This is a genomic window from Bizionia sp. M204 (assembly GCF_023205095.1).
GTDB classification, from domain to species: Bacteria; Bacteroidota; Bacteroidia; order Flavobacteriales; family Flavobacteriaceae; genus Algorimicrobium; species Algorimicrobium hallyeonense.
Genome location: NZ_CP046242.1, coordinates 695,469 through 719,320, shown reverse-complemented (window position 1 = coordinate 719,320; position 23,852 = coordinate 695,469). Strand labels below are relative to the sequence as shown.

17 protein-coding genes are annotated in these 23,852 nt (G+C 33.7%); 4 read left to right on the top strand and 13 right to left on the bottom strand.

Going from position 1 to position 23,852, the window contains the following annotated elements; genetic code table 11:
- Nucleotide 1: 1 nt before the first annotated feature.
- Nucleotides 2–2,989 (top strand): tetratricopeptide repeat protein, encoded by a 2,988-nt coding sequence (locus tag GMA17_RS03210; protein WP_248399074.1) that lies wholly within the window; start codon nt 2–4, stop codon nt 2,987–2,989.
- A gap of 8 nt (nt 2,990–2,997) precedes the next feature.
- Here GMA17_RS03210 and GMA17_RS03205 read toward each other — a convergent pair whose 3' ends face one another.
- The 9 genes from GMA17_RS03205 to GMA17_RS03165 all read right to left on the bottom strand — a co-directional run bounded on the left by GMA17_RS03205 (nt 2,998) and on the right by GMA17_RS03165 (nt 15,156).
- The gene (locus GMA17_RS03205; protein WP_248399072.1) at nt 2,998–7,452 is read right to left on the bottom strand and encodes a caspase family protein; all 4,455 of its coding nucleotides are present in this window, start codon (nt 7,450–7,452) and stop codon (nt 2,998–3,000) included.
- A 12-nt stretch (nt 7,453–7,464) separates the two neighbouring features.
- Nucleotides 7,465–8,367, bottom strand: a complete 903-nt coding sequence (locus GMA17_RS03200; protein WP_248399069.1) for a hypothetical protein — start codon at nt 8,365–8,367, stop codon at nt 7,465–7,467.
- A 41-nt stretch (nt 8,368–8,408) separates the two neighbouring features.
- Complete coding sequence (locus GMA17_RS03195) at nt 8,409–9,950, bottom strand: serine protease (RefSeq protein ID WP_248399067.1); 1,542 nt, start codon at nt 9,948–9,950, stop codon at nt 8,409–8,411.
- A gap of 276 nt (nt 9,951–10,226) precedes the next feature.
- Nucleotides 10,227–10,607, bottom strand: a complete 381-nt coding sequence (locus GMA17_RS03190; RefSeq protein WP_248399065.1) for a hypothetical protein — start codon at nt 10,605–10,607, stop codon at nt 10,227–10,229.
- A complete protein-coding gene (locus tag GMA17_RS03185; RefSeq protein ID WP_248399063.1) occupies nt 10,607–11,020 on the bottom strand; it encodes a GreA/GreB family elongation factor in 414 nt (137 codons plus the stop codon). The genes GMA17_RS03190 and GMA17_RS03185 overlap by 1 nt, the downstream gene beginning before the upstream one ends.
- Nucleotides 11,021–11,036: 16 nt before the next feature.
- Nucleotides 11,037–12,332 carry a Glu/Leu/Phe/Val dehydrogenase gene (locus GMA17_RS03180; protein ID WP_248399061.1) on the bottom strand — a complete coding sequence of 432 codons (1,296 nt, stop codon included), beginning with the start codon at nt 12,330–12,332 and terminating at the stop codon, nt 11,037–11,039.
- A 13-nt stretch (nt 12,333–12,345) separates the two neighbouring features.
- Complete coding sequence (locus GMA17_RS03175; protein ID WP_248399059.1) at nt 12,346–12,540, bottom strand: hypothetical protein; 195 nt, start codon at nt 12,538–12,540, stop codon at nt 12,346–12,348.
- A gap of 183 nt (nt 12,541–12,723) precedes the next feature.
- A complete protein-coding gene (locus tag GMA17_RS03170; protein WP_248399058.1) occupies nt 12,724–14,052 on the bottom strand; it encodes a sigma-54 dependent transcriptional regulator in 1,329 nt (442 codons plus the stop codon).
- Between the two features lie 3 nt (nt 14,053–14,055).
- A complete protein-coding gene (locus tag GMA17_RS03165; protein WP_248399056.1) occupies nt 14,056–15,156 on the bottom strand; it encodes a sensor histidine kinase in 1,101 nt (366 codons plus the stop codon).
- A gap of 137 nt (nt 15,157–15,293) precedes the next feature.
- On the opposite strand from GMA17_RS03165, the gene GMA17_RS03160 reads away from it, so the two are divergent.
- Nucleotides 15,294–16,514, top strand: coding sequence for a multidrug effflux MFS transporter (locus GMA17_RS03160; RefSeq protein WP_248399054.1), 1,221 nt, complete (start codon nt 15,294–15,296; stop codon nt 16,512–16,514).
- On the opposite strand, the gene GMA17_RS03155 is transcribed toward GMA17_RS03160, so the two are convergent.
- Both GMA17_RS03155 and GMA17_RS03150 read right to left on the bottom strand, forming a co-directional pair.
- Nucleotides 16,492–17,124, bottom strand: a complete 633-nt coding sequence (locus GMA17_RS03155; protein WP_248399052.1) for a MarC family NAAT transporter — start codon at nt 17,122–17,124, stop codon at nt 16,492–16,494. The genes GMA17_RS03160 and GMA17_RS03155 overlap by 23 nt on opposite strands.
- Before the next feature lie 81 nt (nt 17,125–17,205).
- A complete protein-coding gene (locus tag GMA17_RS03150; protein ID WP_248399050.1) occupies nt 17,206–17,988 on the bottom strand; it encodes an NYN domain-containing protein in 783 nt (260 codons plus the stop codon).
- Nucleotides 17,989–18,168: 180 nt separating this feature from the next.
- Here GMA17_RS03150 and lysA point away from each other — a divergent pair, with 180 nt between their 5' ends.
- On the top strand, nt 18,169–19,374 hold the full coding sequence (lysA, locus tag GMA17_RS03145; RefSeq protein WP_248399048.1) for a diaminopimelate decarboxylase: 1,206 nt from the start codon (nt 18,169–18,171) through the stop codon (nt 19,372–19,374).
- A 137-nt stretch (nt 19,375–19,511) separates the two neighbouring features.
- On the opposite strand, the gene GMA17_RS03140 is transcribed toward lysA, so the two are convergent.
- Together GMA17_RS03140 and acs are read right to left on the bottom strand one after the other, a co-directional pair.
- Nucleotides 19,512–19,814 (bottom strand): DUF3471 domain-containing protein, encoded by a 303-nt coding sequence (locus tag GMA17_RS03140; protein ID WP_248399046.1) that lies wholly within the window; start codon nt 19,812–19,814, stop codon nt 19,512–19,514.
- Nucleotides 19,815–19,893: 79 nt separating this feature from the next.
- Nucleotides 19,894–21,801 carry an acetate--CoA ligase gene (gene acs / locus GMA17_RS03135; protein WP_248399044.1) on the bottom strand — a complete coding sequence of 636 codons (1,908 nt, stop codon included), beginning with the start codon at nt 21,799–21,801 and terminating at the stop codon, nt 19,894–19,896.
- 125 nt (nt 21,802–21,926) lie between these two features.
- On the opposite strand from acs, the gene GMA17_RS03130 reads away from it, so the two are divergent.
- Nucleotides 21,927–23,846, top strand: a complete 1,920-nt coding sequence (locus GMA17_RS03130; RefSeq protein WP_248399042.1) for a DUF3857 domain-containing protein — start codon at nt 21,927–21,929, stop codon at nt 23,844–23,846.
- The last annotated feature ends 6 nt before the right edge of the window (nt 23,847–23,852 follow it).

Below are 23,852 nucleotides of genomic sequence, written 5' to 3'. Positions count from 1 at the left end.
TATGAGGTGTGTTGTTTTATTTATCTGTTGCTTTTTTCAAATAGTTACTTTTGCACAAGGCAAAAGAGGTGCCATTGGTGAAAGTACAGAAAGCAAAAATATAGGCAAAAAACATGCCTTGATTATTGGAATATCAGACTATCAAGAAGACAAACTAAAACTCAATTACGCACACAATGATGCCCTCCTTTTTAATGACTATTTAAAAAGAGTAGAAAATGTTCCAGAAGAAAACATGGTTTTATTAACCAACGAAGACGCTGTAGCCATAAATATTTTACGCGAATTAAAAAAGCTATTAAATACCGTAGAAACAGATGATACAGTTTATATCTATTTTGCTGGTCATGGTGATGTCGTTGACGATTTTGGTGAAAAAGCAGGTTTTCTACTAGCGGCAGATGCCAATGCCAATCAGGAATATTATGCTGGCGGATCTATTCCGTTAGCTTTACTTAACAATCGGGTTATAGGAAATATTACCAATAAAAATGCACAAGTTATTTTAATTTTAGACGCCTGTCGTTCGGGATTTATTTTTGAGGAAGGTACCCAGAAAAATTTGGGAACTATTCAAGCAATGTTTGAAAATGCTACAAAAATTTTAAGTTGTGGACCCAATGAATTATCCTACGAAGACAGCGCAATTAAACATGGCTATTTTACCTACTATCTGGTAAAAGGTTTAATGGGAAATGCCGATACCAACACTGACAATAATGTGATATATCGGGAGATTGACGATTATTTATACGAAAATGTTTACAATACAGTTTCAAAAAAATATAGTCAGAACCAAACACCCGTTGTAAGAACATCAAACGACCGTGCTGTTTTTAAAGCCATAAACCCCAATAATCCGGTACTTGCGTTTGAGGTTGTTGAAAGCGAATTGAGTAAAATAGAAGGTTATGCGTCACGAGGTTCTGTAAATCTCAATACTGAAAAGGCTTCAGAAATTTTAGCTTTTTCAAAAGCCATTCAAGCTAAAAATTACTATGGCAGGCCTTCCAGTGCATTGGAACTTTATAAAAAAGCGAAAGCATCCAAATCTGTATCTGAAAAGGTTTTAGAGTCTATGCAATATAAACTAATTAAAGAGCTTTCCGCTTCAGCACAAAAGTTAATCAATCAATATATTTCTGGAGATACAAAATTACCTAGCAGCCGCGAGTTTAGTAAACAAGCCCAACATTTAGAGATCTGTTTGGAGCTTATGGATCATGATGACTTTTTCCGTGAGCAAATTCAAGTAAATCAATTAGTTTTAGATGCTTATGCCATAATAAGAAGTAAAAATTTCCCTGCTTACAGCATAGCGAAACGTAAACTAAAATCTGCCGTTACTATGCAACCTCGTGGTGCATACATCCATAATGCTCTTGGATTAGTTTATAACTCTGAAGCTGTTTATGATAGCGCTCATTATCATTTTAAAGAGGCTAATAAATTAATTGGCACTTGGTCCAATCCAGTAAACAATTTAGGCGAAAATTTATTAGACCAGTATAAATACGACGATGCTAAACAGTTTTTTGACACCTCATTAGGGCTAAAAGGCTCGAATACTGAAGCCAACTTAAGATTAGGTGATCTCAATGTAAGTCAAGGTAAATACCAACAAGCGGAAGTCTATTACAAAACAATTTTAAAAACTCATCCCAACCATGCCATCGCGTTGCAAAAATTGAGCGCTTTAGAAAAACTAAAAGGAAATGCAGCTTTATCGGTAGACTACCACAATCAGGCCATTCAAGCAGATTCAATTAACACCATAACGGAGTATGGTTTATTTAACTATATTCAAGATCATGACCTGAACCCAAAAACTGCTGAAACTTTATTATTAAACGCCATTGATAGAAATCCAGATGACGCTTCCTCCTATACAGATTATGCCGACTATTTACGCGTTAATAACAGAAAACGAACACGTTTGTTATTAGCGGATTCATTATATAAAATAGCTATTAATAAAAATCCATTACATGCTTGGACCTATGCAGGACATGGATGGTTATTACGAAATTTAAGACAACCCGCTGAAGCCAAATTAAGTTTTGAAACAGGGATTTCAAAAAACCCAAATAATGCCAAAGCCTACTATTATTATGGTAATTATTTAAATGAAGGTATTAAAGATCCGCGGAATGCGGAAATAAATTATTTAAAAGCCGTAGAGAAAAATCCGTATTATTTACCAGCATATTCAAAGTTAATTAATTTATACAATGAGCAAAATCAACAGGAAAAGTCTATTAAACTTTTAAATACACTTTTAGCTAAAAATGCTCAAATCCCAGATGTATATAATCTTTTAGGGCAAACCTACGTATCTAATGGTGCATTCACCAAAGCCATTGAAGCTTATAAACAAGCTTTGCGTATAGACGGCTCCTACTCTAACGGTTATACAAATTTAGGCTACAGTGAATTACAAATGAATCAATTTGATGATGCTAAAGAACATTATTTAAAAGCAACTGTGTCAGATCCTTTTAAAAACAAAAAAAGTGATATTGCAACCTTTATGCTTACCACAGCACGAAACAAGCTGAAATTTGGTACGCCAGCTGAAGCCAAAGAATTATTTAGATTAGCTTCCGAAATTAATCCTTCTACAGAAACAGAATTAGCCTATTCTGAATTTCTTTATCTTCATAATGAACCCGAATTGGCATTTAATAATTCTGAAAAAACATTGAAACTTTGTGAAACAAAAACAGACCAAATTTCTGTACTAGAAATCCTTGTAAAAACTGGAATTGATGCAAGTAAAACACAAGAAGTAGATAGCTATTTCGGGCAGTTAATGAATCTTAATTCGAATCCTGATTTATTATTAGCATCCGTTTATTTTGCCTTTAAAGGCGATAGAAACAAAAGTTATGCGTTAAAAAGCAAAACAAACCCTATGCTACTGCGCTCCAACAAATTGAAAGAACTTTATAGCGGATCTACCATTAGAAATTATATTCTTGGTAACTAAATGAGGAATTAAAAGGACCAATCCCATTCAACGTTTTCAGAACGAGATGTAGGCTTTTGCTGGCCATTTGTTAACGTTTTTACCGAATTATAAATATAATCCTTTAACTTCGAAATGGGCACTTGCTGTTTCCCTTTCCAGGTATCATAACTCAAATCATACATGCCGTTTATAAAACTATATGTAAACACGCCATTTTTCCAATCATCACTTTCATAAGCAAATTCTTTACCGCCTGCTGCAGAAATAACATAAGCACCATTCCCACGGTCCAAATCATAAAATAGAGACTGCATCAGCTCAAAACTGGTTTTTAAACCTTGCTTACTATTTTTACTTTCAATACCGATACTGCCTTTTGGTGTAAACTCGGAAACATTTTCGTTTGTTAATTTCGTTTTTTGTAAAGTTTCTGTTTCGTCTAATTCACCACTATGGCAAGCATCCAAAAGCAACAACTTTCGTCTTGCTGGAATATCACTCAATAAATCCTGAATATCCTGATATGCCAATCCATTCGGTTTTGGATTATTAAAATCAATATCATGCGTGGCGAAATAAAAATTGAAATCATCATCTACTAATCCATGACCAGAAAATGATACCACTACAATATCATTAATGGTTGTTTTTTTTAGTTTCTCTTTCAGCTCCTTAATCAATTTTTTGGTTACCATCTGATTCGTTAGGGTATCAATTACCACTTGGTCTTTATATTTGGCTTTGAAAAAAGTTGATAAACTCCTAACATCCTTATCAGCGTACCGCAAATTCATTGTGCTATCTTGATATTCAGATACACCAATTCCAATATAATGCACGCTATAGTCCGTATCTTGATTAGCATGAGTTACAGTAAAAGTTTCTGGATTACTTTCCACGTCGTTATCATTTAAAGCCACAATAGTAACGGCGTTTTCGCCACTGTGAAGTTTAATAGTTTCCTCTAGAATTTGATTAGAAACAAGTTTTTTAAGAATAGGAACACCATTGGCATAAATATGAATTTTAGTAGCAGTTTCCGATAATTTAATCTGTAACTTCAAAGTACTGGTTTCCGTTACCAATGGAAGATTGTTTTTATTCAATAGTTCCAATTCTGGACGCTTAACTTCTAGAAAATTGGTATTCTCGGTGAATCCATGACGTTGTAAACGTTTTAAGAAAGCTTCCTTATACACGTCAATAGTCGTGTCATCAGCGAAACCTAATATTCTTAATATGGTATCTGGTCTGTTTAAAAACAACTCATAATTCAATATCGGAAATGCTGATAAGTTTTGAACAAAATGGAAATTTCGAATATCTTTTTTGGAGGCTTTAAAATAACCTTTGGGTGTCACGAAAGCCATTGAAACACTTTCATCTTTTTCAAAAAAAGACATATTAAGTTCCAGGTTATAGCTATTTAAATCAACAATCTTTATTTCTGAATCTTTTAATAAAACAAACAGTTTATTGTTATTTCTATAGAACGATAAAACTTCAGAAGTACCCAATCCTAATTTCTTAAACGGTGTTTTTGTGTCTTTTTTCCAAAAAAATAGATTCCCAGAATCATCACCTGCTATAAGTACTTTTTTATCTGATAGATAGGTAACTGTTTTTAAAAAAGAACGTGCAAAATAACGTTCGGGTTGGTTACTTGCTTCGGCATTGATATTGGTTACTAAAACATCTTGGTAATCGGTTTGATAACTATTTCCATCAGAATCTACTTGATGAATAATCTTATCAAACTCATAAAGTACGTCCAGTGTTTGTGTGTCAAACAATAAAGATTTCACGGTATTTGAAACGCCATATGGGTTTGAACTGATAAGCACTTGAGAATCCTGATTTGAAAATGACACATTTTGAACTGGAAAATCCAACTTCTGCTTTTTAACTGTTTGTTGTTTTAAGTCAATAACATACATTATCCCTGAATTGCTGTAAGTAGCATTATCGAAAGCAATGGCAAATGTATCATTAGGAGAAACCTTAAGGGTATACGAAAAATTAGAATCCTTTTTTTCATAAATTTTTTCACTTACCCATATATCGTTTTCAAGCGCATCTATTGGTGCTATTTTGAATTGAAAATACGGCCTATCCACATCATATACTTTAGAATCTATCTGCAATAAATCATCTGTATTATGTAGTAGGGCTGCATGATTAAAACTATGTAGTTTTTTGTCTACCTCCAAAGTTTTTAGGTCAACCAACCATTCATTTTTAAACAGCAAATAGCCATTTTTATTCAAACTAATATCGTCTCTCTGGGTAAATAGTGTTTCGCCGCTTTTCCATGAAATAGTCTGTTCCTGATTTGGTAAATACGTATAAATATCAGATTGGTATTGATAGGTAATTCCAAATTTATCAGCAAAAAAATTAGAGCTTCCATAGGGTAATGAAAAACGGCGTTCAAGTTTTTTGGTTTGTGAATTATAGTGATGAACCTCCAAACTATCTGAAAATTTATAATCATTTTTAGTAAGAACGACGTAGGAATTGTTTTCATGAGAAACAACAGATTCAACGTGATTATCTGTAAGTTTAATAAATTGAGATTGGGTATTTGTTTCTAAATTATTAATAGAAACAGACTGTTTGTCCATTTCTAAAATCTGGGTATTTGAAAACGGAAAGAGTGTTTTAAGTCCAGTTAATGCTTGCGTTTTAACAACTTGCTCCTGCCCTATACTAAAAGTTTCTAACGTTAATGCTTTAATTTCACTTTCTGAAACGCGACCTATATTATTGGTGTTGTCATTAAAATGCTCTATTAAAATGGTTGAATTATCTGGTAATACGGTAAAATTATGAATGGTAGTATTAGTATAATTCTTGTTTTCTAAATCTAGTACTTTGGATATTGTTAAATCGTCAGTATTTAATTTAATTAGTGATTCTCCACCTCCTATACACCACCAATTTTTAATATTGTTAGTTGTGTTAAAGCAAAAAATATTTGTTGTAAAAGGGTTAAAAAAATCGGATTTAAGTAAGTTAACACGTGCTATTCCTGTTTCAAGGTTTAAGACCTTTACTAAAAACTCATTGTAACCTTGCCCTTGATATTTTTCAAAAATAAGACACGTTTTTTCATCGGCTCCTAAAAAAGCGGTTACGGAGTTCTCAAATTTTAAATCGTATAATTTTTTTCGGTCTAAAACTGACCAAATTTGCAGCTTATCACCCTCACCTGTAATCATGAGCCTTTTGGACTTATTTAGCCTAGTATAACCATTGGTGAAATTATTTTTTTGAATGCTTATTGCTTCAGGGTTATAAATGGTATCCTGTGATGCTACAGTTTTTACCTTTGCGTAAATAGCATCATCTTTTAAAGAATATTTATAGAGGCCATGAATACCGTTTGAGTTAATTTGAGATGTATTTGAACCATATATAAAGAGATCATTCTCATTGATTTTGAAAAACCCTTGAATATTAAAAAACGGCGTTAAATTAGACCAAATTTTAGTTGAAATAATTTCCGTCTCAAAATCCTGATTGGTAATTTCACCATCTGTCATTTTCCAAATACTGTTACCTTCAACATAATGACCAATAGTTACATTCTCTGGGATTGTTTTTAACAATGATAGATTATCACGACTGTAAATACTGATATTTTCATTTTCTGAAAATCTATAATCATCAGAAGTTTTAACGACAAGTATGTATTTCCCATTTGGGCTAAATAAAATATCTTTTGGATGATTTGTAAATGAAATAGAATTCAACACAGACATATCATTTATTTGCCGTAATTCTAATGTGTATTGATAAATTCCTTCTTTCAAGTCATTGTAATACGCAACGGCTAAAAATTGGTTATCTGGTGAAATTGCCATCTTTTTTATAATCCCATTTGAGCCAATCTCTAATTTTTGTGGGTTAACATAAAAGCCTCCTTTTTTAGCACCTTTCATTGGGTTTCCAGACCGATCAGTATACTCAAAATAATCGTTCATACCCACAACATTTACATTCCCTGAACCAAAGGCAATATGTGCATTACCAGGCAGTTTTAAGTCTAATAATTGATGATTCCGAATGTTATAAAAATAAGTTGTGTCTTGAGGATACTCTAAAAACGGCTGTCGGTTTGCTGGTAATCCATAAGCTGTTTGCGCTACATATTTTGCTGAAACAACATCTAAATTTCCATTAACAAATTCAATTTTCTGAACTGTTTTATCCGGAAACTGTTTTATTGTTATGGAGTCTGTGAGTTTAAATGTCTCGGTATTTACAACATAAAGATAATTTCCTGTAGCCAATACCAATTCTTGGTTATCAAAACGCATCGTGGCATCAATAATAGGATTTGAAACCGCTATTATGTCATTTTGAGATATTGTTACTTGTGTAAAAAAAGCAAAAACAATTAATACTATCTTGTTTCGATTGTGAACACAAACTGAACAAAACTCTAAAAATAGTAGCCGTTTTTTTAATAAGTACATTTTAACCAATCATTAATTCGTGATTTTTTTTATTGTAGATGCGCCATCTTTTACAATAGCATCTTTATTTTTACTTAATATACTTGGCAATTGATTAATGTATTTACTCTTATTGCCTTCGTATTCTTCTAATTGCACATTTACTTTTAAAACACCATACGTACTATTGTTTGCTATTTCAGATGAAATAGGAATATCGTAATACCATGGTGATAAAATTGGTGTTTTTATTTGGTTGTCTGCTCCATACTTTAAATTTTTAAAGTCGTATTCTTGCTCAATTAGTGTTTTCTTCATGGGCGAACCATCTGTGCTTCGCCATTGTCCTTCAATTGAAATAGAAACCCGTGCATTTAAGTTTTCATCTGAAAACACTTTTGTATTGGAAAAAAACACTCGTAAAGCATCAAAACTAATGCGACTTACTCCAGGATTTTCTGGGTCGCTGATAATATCAATTTTAGCATAAAAATTTAAAAGATCGTCCTGGTCATCACGGATGACATCTTTTAAGGACAAAGCACCTTCTGCTCCACGTGTTTTTGGTAGCGCATTAACATCACTAGTTATTAGGCGAGTCATGCTTGTTTTTTCCTCAACAACCTGTGGTTTAGCGTATTTAAAAATTTCAATTGATTCGTAAGTTTTTTCTACTTTATCAGAAAACGTATTGTAATAATCATTTACTGAAATGGACTGTGCATATGAGCTTGTTAATTGCTTTGCGCTTTGATCTGCTAGATATTTGGCACCTATGAATAACCCTTGTAACGCTATATCTATCATCCCTCCACGAGATTCTGCTTGTTTCAAGGAAACAATAAATTCTTCTTCCGCTTTAATATGGGATCTTTGGTGTGCAGCACAAGAACTTAAGAGAATTGCACCTAAAATAAATGGAATAAAATGCTTCATGTTTAAAATAATAAATTAATTACTGATGTATAAAATTAAGGCTATAATCTGCCCTTACGTGCGTTTTTTAAATATTTAAAATTTGATTTAGATCCAGAGTTTTTAGCTGTTTTTTCAGGATAATCTCCGTCATTGTTTTTTTCATTAGCTGAAACACCTCGTTGAACAAAAAGCTGAATTAAATTAATACGATCCATTTGAGCAGCTAGATGTAATAAATTATTTCCATTTGAATCTTTAACGCCTAAATCAGCACCAGCATCAATTAACTGATTAATTCCTGTTTCAAAATTATTTTTAACGGCCAGCTGTATGGGTGTTGGGAGATTATCATAAGAAACATTAGGATAGATATCATAATCTAGCAAGATTTTTAAGAGTTTAGTGTCTTGCGTTGCAATGGCCTCCTTCATAAGGATATAACCATCAATAGGACTTAATGCGTCTTTTGTAGCAGACAACATAGCCTCTAGCATACTGTATTCCTTATTTCGGGCAGCAAGAAATTCAAGTCTAACTTGCAGGTTTGTATACTCATAGTTAAAAATCCAAGAATAGGAACTCCAACTATTAAAACGATCTACCAAACCGTTTTCAATAGCATATTCTAAATTCTCATAGACTGCTCTAATTAAAATTTCACCTGGAAGTTTATGTATTTTATGTGCTTGACAACCTGCATTATATTCTGCTGATGAAAACTGAACCGTTTTTACGCAGTCACATTCTGGGTCGTATATGTAATCGCCTGAATACGTTCCATTGCTATATTGTGTGGCTCCACGAACTAAAATACCTTCAATAAATCCATTCGGATCAAAAACGGGACCTCCTGAATTTCCGGGAAACGCATCGATATCACTTTTAAAAAATTGTTCCTCTTCGTTACTAACAACAATGGCATTTTCTGAAAATTTTAACGGTAAACCTGTTGGTGTTCCTATGGTATTAACTTGACTGTTTTTAGAAACCTCTCCACTTGTTCTAAAACGATACGGTGCTCTTTCTGATTTTCTATCCAGTTTTAATACCGCATAATCTTGATTGGTCTCGTCATCTAAAACTGACGCTAGAACATCCACTACTTCATACATATTATTTTTAGGAACTTCTACGTATTTATAGTATTCATCATACTCTAGCTCATTGGTATAATCAAAAACCCAAATCCACTTTTGGGCATCTTCTAACGTTTTAACACAATGTCCTGCTGTAATTAAAATATCTGGTGCAATTAAAAATCCAGTGCAATTTGCTACAGTTGGTTGATCAAGATACCGAACATTTTTATCAAAGTTTTTGGTCTCAAAACGATCAGAAAGCATTTCGCGTAGCGTATAGCTGTAAAGCTCATTACCGTCAATAACATTTTTAGAAACCATAGCTGCCGTAGCACGAACAAAGTCTTTGATTCCTTCGGCATCTTTTACTTCTTTTCTATCGTCATCGCCAAAAACACCGCGTGGTGTTGAACCCAATTCTCCAAATGGGTATTGAAAAGGTTCAGGGTCATTCTTTTCTTGTGCAAATAAGGTAATTGAACAGCAAAGGAATGCTGAACAAATAAGAAATTTTGTTTTCATGGTATTAAAATTTTGATACTATAGCGTTGTTATTAAAAACTTAATTCTCATTCCTGTTATTGTTGGGTCAGAAATTTCAAAGTAAGCATAATGCTAATTAACCAATTATTATACCAAGTCACAATTTTATTTAAATAAAAAAAACAAAATAACTTGTTAACATGTTAATAATGAATTGTTAAGTTAAAATATAATATACTAAAATTTAATCTTTAGAAATAAACAAGCCATACACTCATGTGTATGGCTTGTTCCACATAACTAATTATTAAAAAACTACGACATGAGTATTTTCATGTAAACGTCACTTTTAATTTTCCGATACGTTTCTAAATGTTTCCTATATCTGGAACAATAGGTGTCGTGTAAATTAATGTAATATACATCACATTCTAAATCATCACATTCATTATACTTTACAATAGATGTTCTATAATTGTATAACTCGTTTAATATAGTTGCATTCTGTTCGGATTCCTCCAAAAGCCTATCTCTCAACGCTTTGTCATTCAATTTATTAGATGCTATTTTCGCTAGCCAATCACTCTCGTCGGTCACGTAACTTAAATGAGAAATCCAAACGTCCAGCTCTTGTGTGCGCTTTACATGAATTATTTCTTCATCAGTATCATGATTAAAAAAGGTATTTGATTCCATTATAATTGATAGTGTTTGTTTGATTTATTTTGCTTCACATTAACAATACGGAGCTTTTTGATTCCGCCAGGAAATTCCCAGTCAATGACATCGCCTTGAGCATAGCCCATAACAGCAGATCCCATTGGTGTTAACACCGAAACCTTATTGTTTTGATAGTTTTTATCATTGGGCGTTACCAGTTCAAAAGTATTTTCCCAACCATCATCCGTTGCCACTGTAACTACAGAGTTAAATCTAATAACGTCTTGAGGAACTAATTCTTCATCACTTATTACAGCATTCTGCAATTCGGCTTCTAGTCTTTTTACAGAGTATTTACGCGTATCTTCTTTATAATTAATAGATAAGTTTAATAGGCGTTTTAAAACAACATACTCCTTTTTTTCTAAAATCAAGCTTCCGTATTTCATTTTAAATTAAAGTTTATTATGGAAAAATTCCACGTTGAATATATGCTTTCTCAATACGCTCTATTGCTATAAAGTAAGCAGCTGAACGCATATCAATTTGTTTCTCTTCGGAAGTTTTTAAAACTTTTCTAAAAACCTCTCTAATTTTTTTGTCAATTTTGGCAAGTATTTCATCAAGCTCCCAAAGTTCGCCATTACGGTTTTGTAACCACTCGAAATAACTTCCAATAACACCACCAGAATTACATAAGATATCTGGAATAACAGTTATGCCTTTTTCACGCAATACTTTTTCTGCCTCAACTGTTGTTGGTCCATTTGCACCTTCAGCAATTAAAAATGCTTTAATTTGAGAGGCATTTTCAGCCGTAATTTGGTTTCCTAAAGCGGCAGGGATACAAATATCACAGTCTAATCCGAAGAAGTCGACTTTTTCTACGGCAGTAGATCCAGTGAATCCTTGAACAGATCCGTTATTGTTTTTAGTATACTCGAATAAATGCTCTACCGATAAACCGTCTGCTTTACTTATAGATCCAAAAGCGTCCTGAACACCAACCATTTTAGCGCCTTCTAATTCTAAAAAGTGTGCAGCCCAATAGCCCACATTTCCAAAACCTTGAACAATAAAACGCTTATCTTTTAAATCTATTTTCTTGCTTTCAGCCCAATATTTAATCGTTAAGAACACACCAAACCCAGTAGCTCTATCACGACCTTCTAATCCTCCAGAACCAATTGGCTTACCAGTAACAACGTGCTGGTTTTTTGAACGCTCTGATGGCGCTTTAGTAGACATATACGTATCTGCAATCCAAGCCATAGTTTGTGCGCTTGTATTAACATCTGGCGCTGGAATATCGTGCTCTGGCCCAATGTTTTCACCTAAAGCGTAAGTAAAACGTCTTGTAATACGCTCTAATTCTGTATTAGAATATTTTTTAGGATCCATTTGAATCCCTCCTTTAGCTCCACCATAAGGCAAGCCAGCTAAAGACGTTTTCCATGTCATCCACATCGCTAAAGCTTTAACAGAGTCGATATCAATGGTTGGATGGTAACGCAATCCACCTTTGTAAGGCCCTAAAGCGTTGTTATGCTGTACGCGGTAACCTTTAAAAATTTCGACTTCACCATTGTCCATACGAACAGGGAAATGAATAATTAATTCATTATTCGTTACAGCTAATATTTTTTTAATGTTTGGATTTAATTCAACCATATCTGCAGCAGCATTGAATTGCTTCATAACATTCTCTAGCATGCCTTGTTTAGGTTGTTTTTTCTTTTTTACTTCTTTTGTTAAAGTCATTTTTTTTATTTGTTTAGATAAGTTCAACAGTAGGATTATTCAACACACGGTCGAATTTTTGAATATTATTTTTAGAATATTTGTTCATGTCTATTTTGGCCAGTTCATATTCACTACAGGACCAAATAGAACTTTTATTTGTCGTTAAGTTGCACGTTTGTACAAACGTACAATCTTGGCACAAACTTCTTTCCATAATATGATTCATAAACTAACCTTTAATTTCCACGAACCAAAAGGCAATAGGTATGCCAATTTAAAATACAATTTACAATATTATTATAACCGCCTGATTATTAGACTAATAAACAAAAACCAGGTGAAACTTCTTAAAACTATATTGAGGAATTATTAACCAGCTGTGTAAAAATTACCCACTTAAGACCATTGCTTATTTTATTTTTTCACTTAAAGTCTTTCTATCAATTTGGAGAATTTTAGCCGCTTGAGATTTATTGTTGTTTGTAGCCTCTAAAACCTTTAATATGTATTTTTTTTCAATTTCTTTAAGTGGCAACAGCTCATTATCATATTCGGGAAAGGATATGTGGTGTTTTAAATTTTCGGGTAAATCAGCCATCGTAATTTGCTTGTCACACATTATCACCGCACGTTGGATAACATTTTCTAACTCCCTAATATTCCCTGGCCAGTTATAACGCTCCAAAACAGCTAACGCATCGGGTGCTATAGAAATTAGTTTGTCCTTATATTCCACACCATATTTAAATAGAAACTTATCTGTTAATAAGGAAATATCGCCCTTTCGTTCTTGCAATGATGGCACATCAATTTCAACAACGGTTAATCGGTAATAAAGATCTTCCCGAAAACGCCCTTTATCAATAAGTTCCTTTAAGTCGCTATTTGTTGCCGCAATTACACGAACATCCACAGGTTCAATTTTTTGAGATCCCACACGCGTTACTTCCTTTTCTTGTAACACACGAAGTAAGCGGGATTGTGTAGCTAAAGACGCATTTCCTATTTCATCTAAAAAAATAGTGCCTTTATTAGCGGCTTGAAAAAAACCATTTCTATTTTCATCAGCTCCCGTAAAGGCGCCTTTAACATAGCCAAATAATTCGGATTCTAATAGGTTTTCAGGAATGGCACCACAATTTACCGCAATAAATGGTGCCGACGCATATTTTCCTAAATAATGAATGGAACGTGCCACCAATTCTTTTCCTGTTCCACTTTCTCCTTTTATAAATATAGTTGCTTTATTGTCTTTAACCCGATCTATAATTTCCGTTACTCGTTTTATGGCTTCTGATTGCCCAATTAACTCACCATAACTTTGGATGTCTTTAGGTTTCTCTGATTTGCTAGCAACTCGTTTTGGTCTACTTTCAAATGCTTTTATAACAGCTAATTTAAGTTCTTCTTTGGTAAATGGTTTGGTAAGGTATTCCATGGCTCCAGATTTCATAACTTCTAAAGCTCCGTCAACGGAAGGATAACCTGTAACAACTAATTTTGGAATAGTTGGGTAATGTTCAGACACATATTTCACCAACTCCAAGCCATCAACACCTGGCATTTTTAAATCGGTTATGAGTAAATCGATGGATTCATCTTGTAAAATAGTCATAGCTTCTTTTACAGAAACGGCTTTAAACGTATGATAATTTAAGGTTTGCAAATGACGCTGTAGGAGTTCTAAAATATGAACATCATCATCTACTAACAATATATTTTCTTGATGTAATGACATAATTTATTTTTTTGGAAAACTGATATGAAATATAGTGCCTTTTGGAGAGTTTTGTCTGTGTTTTATGGTGCCTTTATGACTTTTCACAATACCATGAACAACGCTTAACCCTAAACCAGAACCTTCACCAACTGGTTTTGTTGTAAAGAAAGGGTTAAAAATATTGTCACCTTTTTCTGAATCAATACCTGGCCCTTCATCACTAATTTCAATTATAATTTGTTTGTCACTTTGACTAACAGTTACATTTATAACACCTTTTTCTGGTGAAAAATAAATGGCATTAATCACTAAATTAAAAATAACTTGTGTAAGTTGAATAGCGTCTACACGCAAAGGAATATTTTCATCGGTAATGGTTACATGACACGTAATATCCTTTTTAGAGAAATTAGGTTTCAATAAACTAATAGCATCCTTTATAATCGGTGTCATATTAGTTAATTCCATTTGGTGAGGCATATCGCAAGAAAAAAACATCAATTTTTTGACCACTTCCCGCGAATAAATAGCACTATTCATTATTTTATCTAAATCGTTTAAAACCGCTTTCTGTTCGTGAAATTGATCTTTTAACAATTCCGAATAGCCTAAGATATTAGCCAATGGTGTATTGAGTTCATGCGCTATTCCAGCTGTAATCTCACCCAAAATAGACAATCTATCGGCACGCTCTACTTGGCGTCTAGACACGACTTCCTTTTCTATAATTTGCTTACGTTCAAATAAATTACCCAGTTCTAATGCAATCTTGGCTAACAGTCGTTTTTCTTCATTTAAAAAACTGTTTTCGTTAAATTTAGATTTAGAATACCCTACTTTAATGGAGCCAATTGCAATATTAAATTCTTTAATAGCAGATAACATAAAGACTTTATCTTCGGACTGCTGCCCAACTTCAATATGAAAATCGGCAACAGTTAGCTCCACAGAAGCTTCTTTTGGAAACCGAATAGCTTCCTGCAAACTTAAAGCAATAGCCTGAAGTGTGGGTTCCAAATTATCTAAATCACAATTGGATATATGCGAACTGATTGTATATAAACAGGATAATTCCTTAATGCGTTCTTTTAATTTATCTTCAGCCGTTATTAATTGTGACATATTGTTTTTTATGGTAGATATGTAAAATTACATTTTTAAAAAATAGTATTCAAGATTCGTCATACAATTAAGATTATTTAACAATGAATTAGTTATTAAAATCAAGCATCCTGATAATTTATAAATACTTTTGCAGGATGCAAAATGAAAAACCCCGTACAGAAAAAGTTAATATAGAATTTATTGCATTAATGGCATCATTAATGGCTATTGTAGCACTTTCCATTGATGCACTGCTTCCAGCTCTACCAGACATTGCATCTGATTTTGGTGTAACTGATGTTTCAAAAAATCAACTTTTGGTAACCATGATTTTTTTGGGCTTGGGTTTTGGTCAACTTATTTTTGGCCCTCTTTCCGATAGTTTTGGAAGAAAGCCTATAATCTATGTTGGATTTCTACTGTTTGTATTTGCGAGTATTTTATGTGTTACAACGGGAAGTTTTGAGATTTTGATTCTTGGCCGTATTCTTCAAGGTGTGGGATTAGCTGCGCCTAGAACCATTAGTATTGCTATGGTGCGGGATTCTTATAGCGGTGATTATATGGCTAAAGTGATGTCCTTCGTGGTTATGATTTTTATTTTAATTCCAGTAATTGCGCCCACTTTAGGACAGTTTCTAATAACGTTTTATGATTGGCACTCTATCTTTTATGTCAACTTAATATTTGGCATTGCCGTGATGTTTTGGTTTTGGAAAAAACAACCCGAAACGCACACCAAAGAAAAGCGTACCAAATTAACACCGCAACTTTTTATAGCAGGTGCCAAAGAGTTTTACAGACATAAAGATGCGGTTGCCTACACCGTGATTTCGGGTTTAATTACGGGTTCTTTTATGGTGTATTTAAGCACATCTCAACAAATTTTTGAATACCAATATAATTTAGCTGAATTGTTCCCGTACATTTTTGCTAGTTTAGCCATTTCTGTAGGATTTTCTACTTTTATAAACAGCACATTGGTTATTCGTTTTGGAATGAGACGAATTGCTTTCACTGCTGCCGTCTGCTTTTCCATTATATCCCTTTTATATGTTCTTATATTTTCGTCAGGCATAAATCCAGACTTATCCATATTAGTGATATTTTTTGCCCTACAATTTACAGCTATCGGATTTTTATTTGGAAATTTACGATCATTAGCCATGGAGCCTGTTGGTCATATTGCTGGAGTTGGCGCCGCAATCAACGGCTTTTTTAGTACCATTATGGCTGTCCCTATTGCTGGTTTTATAGGTAGTTTTGTAACTGAAAGTGTGTTGCCTTTATTTATAGGGTTTTCAATATGTGGTATTATTTCTGTGATATTATTTCTTTCAGTTAAAAAGCCTATTAAAACTGTATTCTCTGAATAATATCAACAACCGATGAAATAATATACTCCACGCCTATAGCAATTACAATAAATCCGATAACGCGTGATAAAGCATTGATTCCAGATGCTCCTAAAAATTTTACGATAAAATATGATGATTTTAAAATCAGGTAAATACTCACTGTTGTTACCAACATGGCCATTAATATTATACAGATTTGCAATGAGCTTTGATACTCCTGATTAAAGGTAATTAATAAAGAAATTGTTCCAGGACCGGCTAACATAGGAATAGCCAAAGGTGTTAAAGAAATAGCATCACGCGAATGAATATCTTTTTGAACTTTATTTCGTTTCATTCCTTTATGCTCCCTAAACTTTCCTGTTAATAATGCAAATCCTGAAGACGCAATAATAAGTCCTCCAGCAATTTTCAAGGCATTTAAACTAATACCAAAAAAGGACAGAATATACTTACCTGCAAAAAAGGAAAGCAATAGAATAATGAACACATTAAACGCCGTCCAAAATGCTGTTAATGCACGCTGACGCTTGGTATTTTCTTGGGTTAAACCAACAAACACCGGAACAGTGCCTAGTGGGTTCATAATGGAAAATAACGCGCCAAAACTGATTAAAAATAAATCCATAGTTTTTTACTACAAATTCACTGTTTTTTATCAAGTTTAAGGTTACGCGAATTTTAACCTATGATATGAAAATTGTTAAATTTAATCGGTTCTTTTACGACGTGTATGTTTTTTCGGTTTCTTTTCATCAATCCGAACATACACCAATTTAAAACGACCATTTCCGCTTTCACGCTTATCAATATCAAAAGCATCAATGGAGTTAATTAATGGTGTTAGTTTAGCAAAACCGTAGTTACGAGAATCAAAGTTGGGTTGTTTTTTCTGCAATAAACTTCCAACATCACCTAAAAAGGCCCAACCATCATCATCAGCTAAATCTTCAATAGTTTGGGCGATTAACCGAATAACTTTTGGTGTAATTTTGTCGTAGGAATCTTTTGAAGATTTCTTTTTGTCTTCGGGATCCGTGTCCGAATCGGAATCACTAGAAGCTTGTTTTAAAATTTCAATGTAAATAAACTTATCACAAGCAACAATAAATGGTTTAGGTGTTTTCTTTTCTCCAATACCATATACCTTCATGCCAGCTTCACGCAGTCTGGTGGCTAGTCGCGTAAAATCACTATCACTAGAAACCAAACAGAAACCGTTAACTTTTTCACTGTATAAAATATCCATAGCGTCAATAATCATGGCGCTATCGGTTGCATTTTTCCCCGTTGTATATCCGTATTGTTGAATAGGTGTAATGGCATTTTCAAGTAGCATGTTTTTCCATTTTGCTAAATGTGGTTTGGTCCAATCGCCGTAAATACGTTTAATTGTTGGGTTACCATATTTGGCAATTTCTTCCATCATTTCTTTTACGTAAGCGGATGGTATATTGTCGCCATCAATTAGCACTGCTAGTTTAATTTCCATTGTGTCATTTTAGTTAGTCTGTATTTCGTAAAGTTAGGGAACTGACTATTAAAATCCGCTGAAATGATTAAATTTTTAAATTCACAACTATTGTAGTACATAAATTACATCTAGCCTAATCCAACTTGTAAGTCAAATATTTTCTTACCTTTACCGCTTTTTTAACCTTAAAATAGTACAATGGAAACAAACACTTTATTAGAAATTGCTAGGGATTATGGTAGTCCTATTTATGTTTACGATGCTGAAAAAATTGCATCGCAATATAAACGCTTAAATGCAGCATTTAATAAGGTGAAACAGGTGAAAGTAAACTATGCCGTTAAAGCATTATCTAATATTTCCATACTAAAATTAATGAAATCATTAGGTTCTGGACTAGATACAGTTTCTATCCAGGAAGTACAACTAGGCTTAAAAGCTGGATTTTTACCAGAACAAATAATCTATACACCTAATGGAGTATCGCTGATTGAAATTGAAAAAGCAGCTGAAATAGGTGTCCAAATTAATATTGATAATCTTTCTATTTTAGAACAATTTGGAACAAAACATCCGAATATTCCTGTATGTATACGTATTAATCCGCATGTTATGGCTGGCGGAAACACCAATATTTCAGTAGGTCATATAGATAGTAAATTTGGTATATCAATTCATCAAATTCCTCATATTTTGCGCATTGTGAAAAACACCAACATGACTATAAATGGAATTCATATGCACACAGGCAGTGATATTTTAGATATTGATGTGTTTTTATATGCAAGTGAAATTTTATTTGAAACAGCCAAAAATTTTAAAAATTTAGATTTTATAGATTTTGGTTCAGGTTTTAAAGTACCTTACAAACCAGGCGATATTGAAACAGATATTGAAGAGTTTGGAAAAAAATTAACCAAACGGTTTAATGAGTTTTGTAAAGAATACGGTAAAGATTTAACGCTAGCCTTTGAGCCAGGGAAATTTTTAGTGAGTGAAGCAGGTTACTTTTTAACCAAAGTGAACGTGGTAAAACAAACCACCTCTACCGTTTTTGCGCAAGTTGATTCGGGTTTCAATCATTTTATAAGACCAATGCTTTATGGAGCCCAACATGACATTGTAAATCTTTCAAACTCAAAAGGACGAGAACGTTTTTATTCTGTTGTGGGTTACATATGTGAAACGGATACGTTTGCAAACAACAGACGAATAAATGAAATTACGGAAGGGGACGTACTGGCCTTTAAAAACGCTGGAGCCTATTGCTATTCTATGGCGTCAAACTACAATTCACGTTACCGACCAGCCGAAATTTTATGGCATAATAAAGAAGCGAAACTGATTAGAAATCGTGAAACTTTTGATGATATATTGAAAAATCAAATTGAGATTAGTTTATAAACTAAAAGCGTTGCCATTATGGCAACGCTTTTTTTTTAATTTTGATTTTTTGGCCAAATATTGGACACATGTTAAGTAAAAGAGGCTAACCTCTAAAAGCCCATGTTCTATGTGCGCTTTAAAAATAAATTTACCCGTTATTCAATTTTACTCCCTGGAACATCTTGTCCGTTTTGATGAAGTGTTAAACTTTCCACAACACCTTCATTAGTTACATGAAAAGTAACTTGCGCATCCACAACTTTTAGATAAAATTTATGGGTTGCCGCAGGAAACAATTGAAACTGCGGCTGTCCTGTGGCCTGTGCTAAAAGCTGCGCACCTTCTCGCGTTACAGTTATAATAAAACCTGGCGCCAGTTGATATTTTCCCAAATAGGTGTTTAAAACGGCTTCTGAAACCTGCATATCAGGTACGACTTCGCTGACATCAATATCCAAGGTTTTAAGAACGTCTATGGCATTTTGATTGGCAGGATTTAATTCTAAAGATTTTATATAGAATGTAAAATGTTACAAATTAAAGCGCCTCATCAATAATATCTTGTACACATTCTGGATTCAATAAGGTACTAATATCACCCAAATTAGAGGTATCCTTTTCTGCAATTTTCCTTAAAATACGTCGCATAATTTTCCCCGAGCGTGTTTTAGGTAAAGATTCTGTAAACTGAATTTTATCCAGTTTGGCAATGGGTCCTATATGTTCGGTAATAATTTGGTTAATTTCGTTTCGTAAATTAGTATGATCCCGACTTTCGCCAGATTCCTTCAACGTCACATAACCATACAGCGCATTTCCTTTTATATCATGCGGAAATCCAACGATGGCAGATTCAGAAACTGCTGGGTGTTCATTAATAGCATCTTCAATAGGCGCCGTTCCTAAATTGTGCCCCGATACAATAATGACATCGTCCACACGACCTGTAATTCGGTAGTAACCAACTTCATCACGAAGTGCACCATCGCCCGTAAAATACATGTTTTTATAGGTGGAAAAATACGTGTCTTTATAACGTTGATGATCTCCCCAAATAGTTCGGGCTATACTTGGCCACGGAAACTTAATACACAATCTGCCATCCACTTGATTGCCTTTTAGTTCCTCTCCGTTTTCATCCATAATGCACGGTTGCACACCTATAAATGGTAAAGTTGCATAAGTTGGTTTGGTTGGCGTAACATACGGAAGTGGTGTAATCATGATACCACCTGTTTCGGTTTGCCACCAGGAATCAATAATTGGACTTTTTCGTTTTCCAACATTATCATTATACCAATGCCACGCTTCTTCATTAATAGGTTCGCCTACGGAACCTAAAACTTTTAAAGATGATAAATCATACTGCTCTATTAACTCCGTTCCTTGTTTTGCCAAAGCACGAATAGCTGTGGGCGCTGTATATAACTGATTGATTTTATGCTTCTGAATAATATCCCAAAAGCGCCCGAAATTGGGATAACTCGGTACGCCTTCAAACATAACTGTTGTTGCTCCATTACAAAGCGGACCGTAAACTATGTAGCTATGGCCTGTAATCCAGCCAATATCTGCGGTACACCAGTACACATCATCCTCCTTATATTGAAATACATTTTTAAACGTGTACGCCGTATAAACCATGTAACCAGCAGTGGTATGTACCATGCCTTTCGGTTTACCCGTAGAACCAGACGTATATAGAATAAATAGTGGATCTTCGGCTTTCATAATTTCTGCCTGTCCGGCTTTAGATGCGTTATCAAGTAGAGGTTGCAACCAAAAATCGCGACCGGCTTTCATGCTAATTTCGGAATGTATGCGTTTTACCACTAAAACGGATTTTACACCATCGCAGTTTTCTAATGCTTCATCCACTATACCTTTTAAGTCGATGGTTTTAGCTCCGCGATACGAGCCATCGGCCGTAATAACTAACTTGCAATCCGAATCATTAATTCGTGTAGATACGGCTTTTGACGAAAAACCAGCAAATACTACAGAATGAATAGCACCAATTCTAGCACAAGCTAAAATGGCAATCGCCAATTCCGGAATCATAGGCACATAAATACATACGCGATCGCCTTTTTGAATGCCTTGATCTTTGAGCACATTTGCCATTTGGTTTACGCGTTCATATAATTGTTGATATGTAATATGTTCCGCTGGTTCCTCCGGATTATTCGGTTCAAATAAAATAGCGGTTTTGTCACCACGCGTTGCTAAATGCCTATCTAAACAGTTTTCTGTGATATTTAGTTCGGCACCTTCAAACCATTTTATTTCGGGTTTTGAAAAATCCCAACTTAAAACCTTGTCCCATTTTTTTCGCCATAAAAAATGCTCTTCAGCAATTTCCTCCCAGAAATTCTCGGGCTCACGAATGGATTTTCTATAAATTTGATAGTACTCTTCTAAATGTTTAATATGGTAGTTACTCATATAAATTATAATTATGATGAAAAGATAGGACAAAGCCGAAAACAATCAAAGAAAAACGTTGTCAAAAAAAGTGCGTAGATTTTTTGCATTAATTTTTATATTAGCAATCTAAACTTCCTAATAACTTGAAAAACAACCTCACGCTCCTACTCGTTTTTACGTTTACCATAGTTTCATTTGCACAAAGAAAGACAGAGCCAACGCCTAAAGAAATTCAACTTGCCGAAACGCTAAAAGAAACATATCCAGATGATCACGTTGCTTCGGAAAGTGAGCATTATCATATTTCATTTGAGTACAACAAAAAAACAGAAAAAATCGAGGTCCTAGAAACTATTACCAAAAAACTCATCAGTTTAGATTCTCGAGCAGACATTCAAGTGTATAGTTTTTATAATAGCGAATCGGAAATTGAATCCTTTGAAATAAAATATAAAACGGATCGTGATGCTGATTTTTACATTAAAGATGAAGCCATGAAAAGTGATGATTTGTTTCACAATGATGCCCGCGTAAAATATACAAATATAGATTTTCCTCTTAAAGGCTACAGGTATCAAATTGAAACTGTTAAGCGTTATAAGGACATTAAATACTTTACCAGTTTATATTTTAATGATGATTATCCAGCTGTAAAAAAAACGTTTACTGTAGCTATTCCAAATTGGTTAGATTTAGAATTAAAAGAAATGAATTTTAATGGCTTTCCAATTCAAAAATCAATAAAAACCAATGAAGATTTTGATGGTAATATCCATACATTTACAATAGAAAACGTACCCGCTATGTTTGATGATAGTAGTGCGCCTGGACCATCCTACATTTATCCGCATATTTTAATTTTAGCAAAATCATTTACTATAGATGCCGTAAAAACAAACATCTTTGAATCCACGCAAGATTTATATAATTGGTATAAAACACTGGTGAATAGTTTAGAAAATGACAATACGGAATTACAAGCCAAAGTGGTTGAATTAACCCAAGATGCAGCAACTGACGAAGAAAAAATAAAAAATATTTATTATTGGGTTCAAGATAATATTCGCTACATCGCCTTTGTGGATGGAATTGCAGGCTTTAAACCTGATGAAGCGTCGCAAGTTTTCAAAAAACGGTATGGCGACTGTAAAGGGATGGCAAACCTGACCAAACAAATGCTAATTGAAGCTGGTTTTGACGCACGCTTAACATGGATTGGCACCAACCGAATTGCTTACGATTATTCAACGCCTAGCCTATCTGTAGACAACCACATGATTTGTACTATTTATACAAATGGAGAACCAACATATTTAGATGGAACCGAAAAATTCAACGCCTACAAGGAATACGCAAATAGAATTCAAGGCAAGCAAGTATTAATTGAAAATGGGGATGAATTCATTTTAAACATCGTACCAAAAACAGCAGCCAATTTTAATAAAGAAACCATTAATTATAATTTATCCCTTGAAAACGAACAACTAAATGGAACGGTTTCAAAAACCTATAATGGCGAAAGTCGCTCGGGATTATTACAGTACTTAAGTCAGCTACAAACCGACAAAAAAGACACCTTTTTAATGTGGTATTTGGATGGAGGCGATTCGAATATTAAAGTAACGGATATTATAACATCTAATTTAACCGATAGAGAAATACCTATAAATATCCATTACAACATTACGATAAATAATGCGGTTTCATCCTTCGATGATACCATGTATATTGACTTGGATTTAGAGAAAGAATTATCAGGTTATAATTTTGAAAAGCGCAAAACCGATTATGTTTTCGATTATAAAAAACATTTAGAATCCACAACGACGTTAAAAATTCCAGATGGTTACAAAATTGGAAGCCTTCCAAAGGATATTGCTATTTCCAATGACAATTACAACTTAAAAGCATCCTTTACCCAAACGGATACTACCATTATTTATAAAAAGGATTTTGAAATCACGGAAAGCGTTATTAAAAAGGACGGTTTTAATGAATGGAATGATTTTATAAAAAACCTTAATTCTGTTTATAACGAACAAATCACCTTAACCAAACAATAAAAAAAC

Excerpts from the sequence above, each read along its gene's own strand:
- GMA17_RS03210 (WP_248399074.1), top strand. The coding sequence starts at position 2 with ATGAGGTGTGTTGTTTTATTTATCTGTTGCTTTTTTCAAATAGTTACT.
- GMA17_RS03205 (WP_248399072.1), bottom strand. The coding sequence starts at position 7,452 with ATGTACTTATTAAAAAAACGGCTACTATTTTTAGAGTTTTGTTCAGTT.
- GMA17_RS03200 (WP_248399069.1), bottom strand. The coding sequence starts at position 8,367 with ATGAAGCATTTTATTCCATTTATTTTAGGTGCAATTCTCTTAAGTTCT.
- GMA17_RS03195 (WP_248399067.1), bottom strand. The coding sequence starts at position 9,950 with ATGAAAACAAAATTTCTTATTTGTTCAGCATTCCTTTGCTGTTCAATT.
- GMA17_RS03190 (WP_248399065.1), bottom strand. The coding sequence starts at position 10,607 with ATGGAATCAAATACCTTTTTTAATCATGATACTGATGAAGAAATAATT.
- GMA17_RS03185 (WP_248399063.1), bottom strand. The coding sequence starts at position 11,020 with ATGAAATACGGAAGCTTGATTTTAGAAAAAAAGGAGTATGTTGTTTTA.
- GMA17_RS03180 (WP_248399061.1), bottom strand. The coding sequence starts at position 12,332 with ATGACTTTAACAAAAGAAGTAAAAAAGAAAAAACAACCTAAACAAGGC.
- GMA17_RS03175 (WP_248399059.1), bottom strand. The coding sequence starts at position 12,540 with ATGAATCATATTATGGAAAGAAGTTTGTGCCAAGATTGTACGTTTGTA.
- GMA17_RS03170 (WP_248399058.1), bottom strand. The coding sequence starts at position 14,052 with ATGTCATTACATCAAGAAAATATATTGTTAGTAGATGATGATGTTCAT.
- GMA17_RS03165 (WP_248399056.1), bottom strand. The coding sequence starts at position 15,156 with ATGTCACAATTAATAACGGCTGAAGATAAATTAAAAGAACGCATTAAG.
- GMA17_RS03160 (WP_248399054.1), top strand. The coding sequence starts at position 15,294 with ATGCAAAATGAAAAACCCCGTACAGAAAAAGTTAATATAGAATTTATT.
- GMA17_RS03155 (WP_248399052.1), bottom strand. The coding sequence starts at position 17,124 with ATGGATTTATTTTTAATCAGTTTTGGCGCGTTATTTTCCATTATGAAC.
- GMA17_RS03150 (WP_248399050.1), bottom strand. The coding sequence starts at position 17,988 with ATGGAAATTAAACTAGCAGTGCTAATTGATGGCGACAATATACCATCC.
- lysA (WP_248399048.1), top strand. The coding sequence starts at position 18,169 with ATGGAAACAAACACTTTATTAGAAATTGCTAGGGATTATGGTAGTCCT.
- acs (WP_248399044.1), bottom strand. The coding sequence starts at position 21,801 with ATGAGTAACTACCATATTAAACATTTAGAAGAGTACTATCAAATTTAT.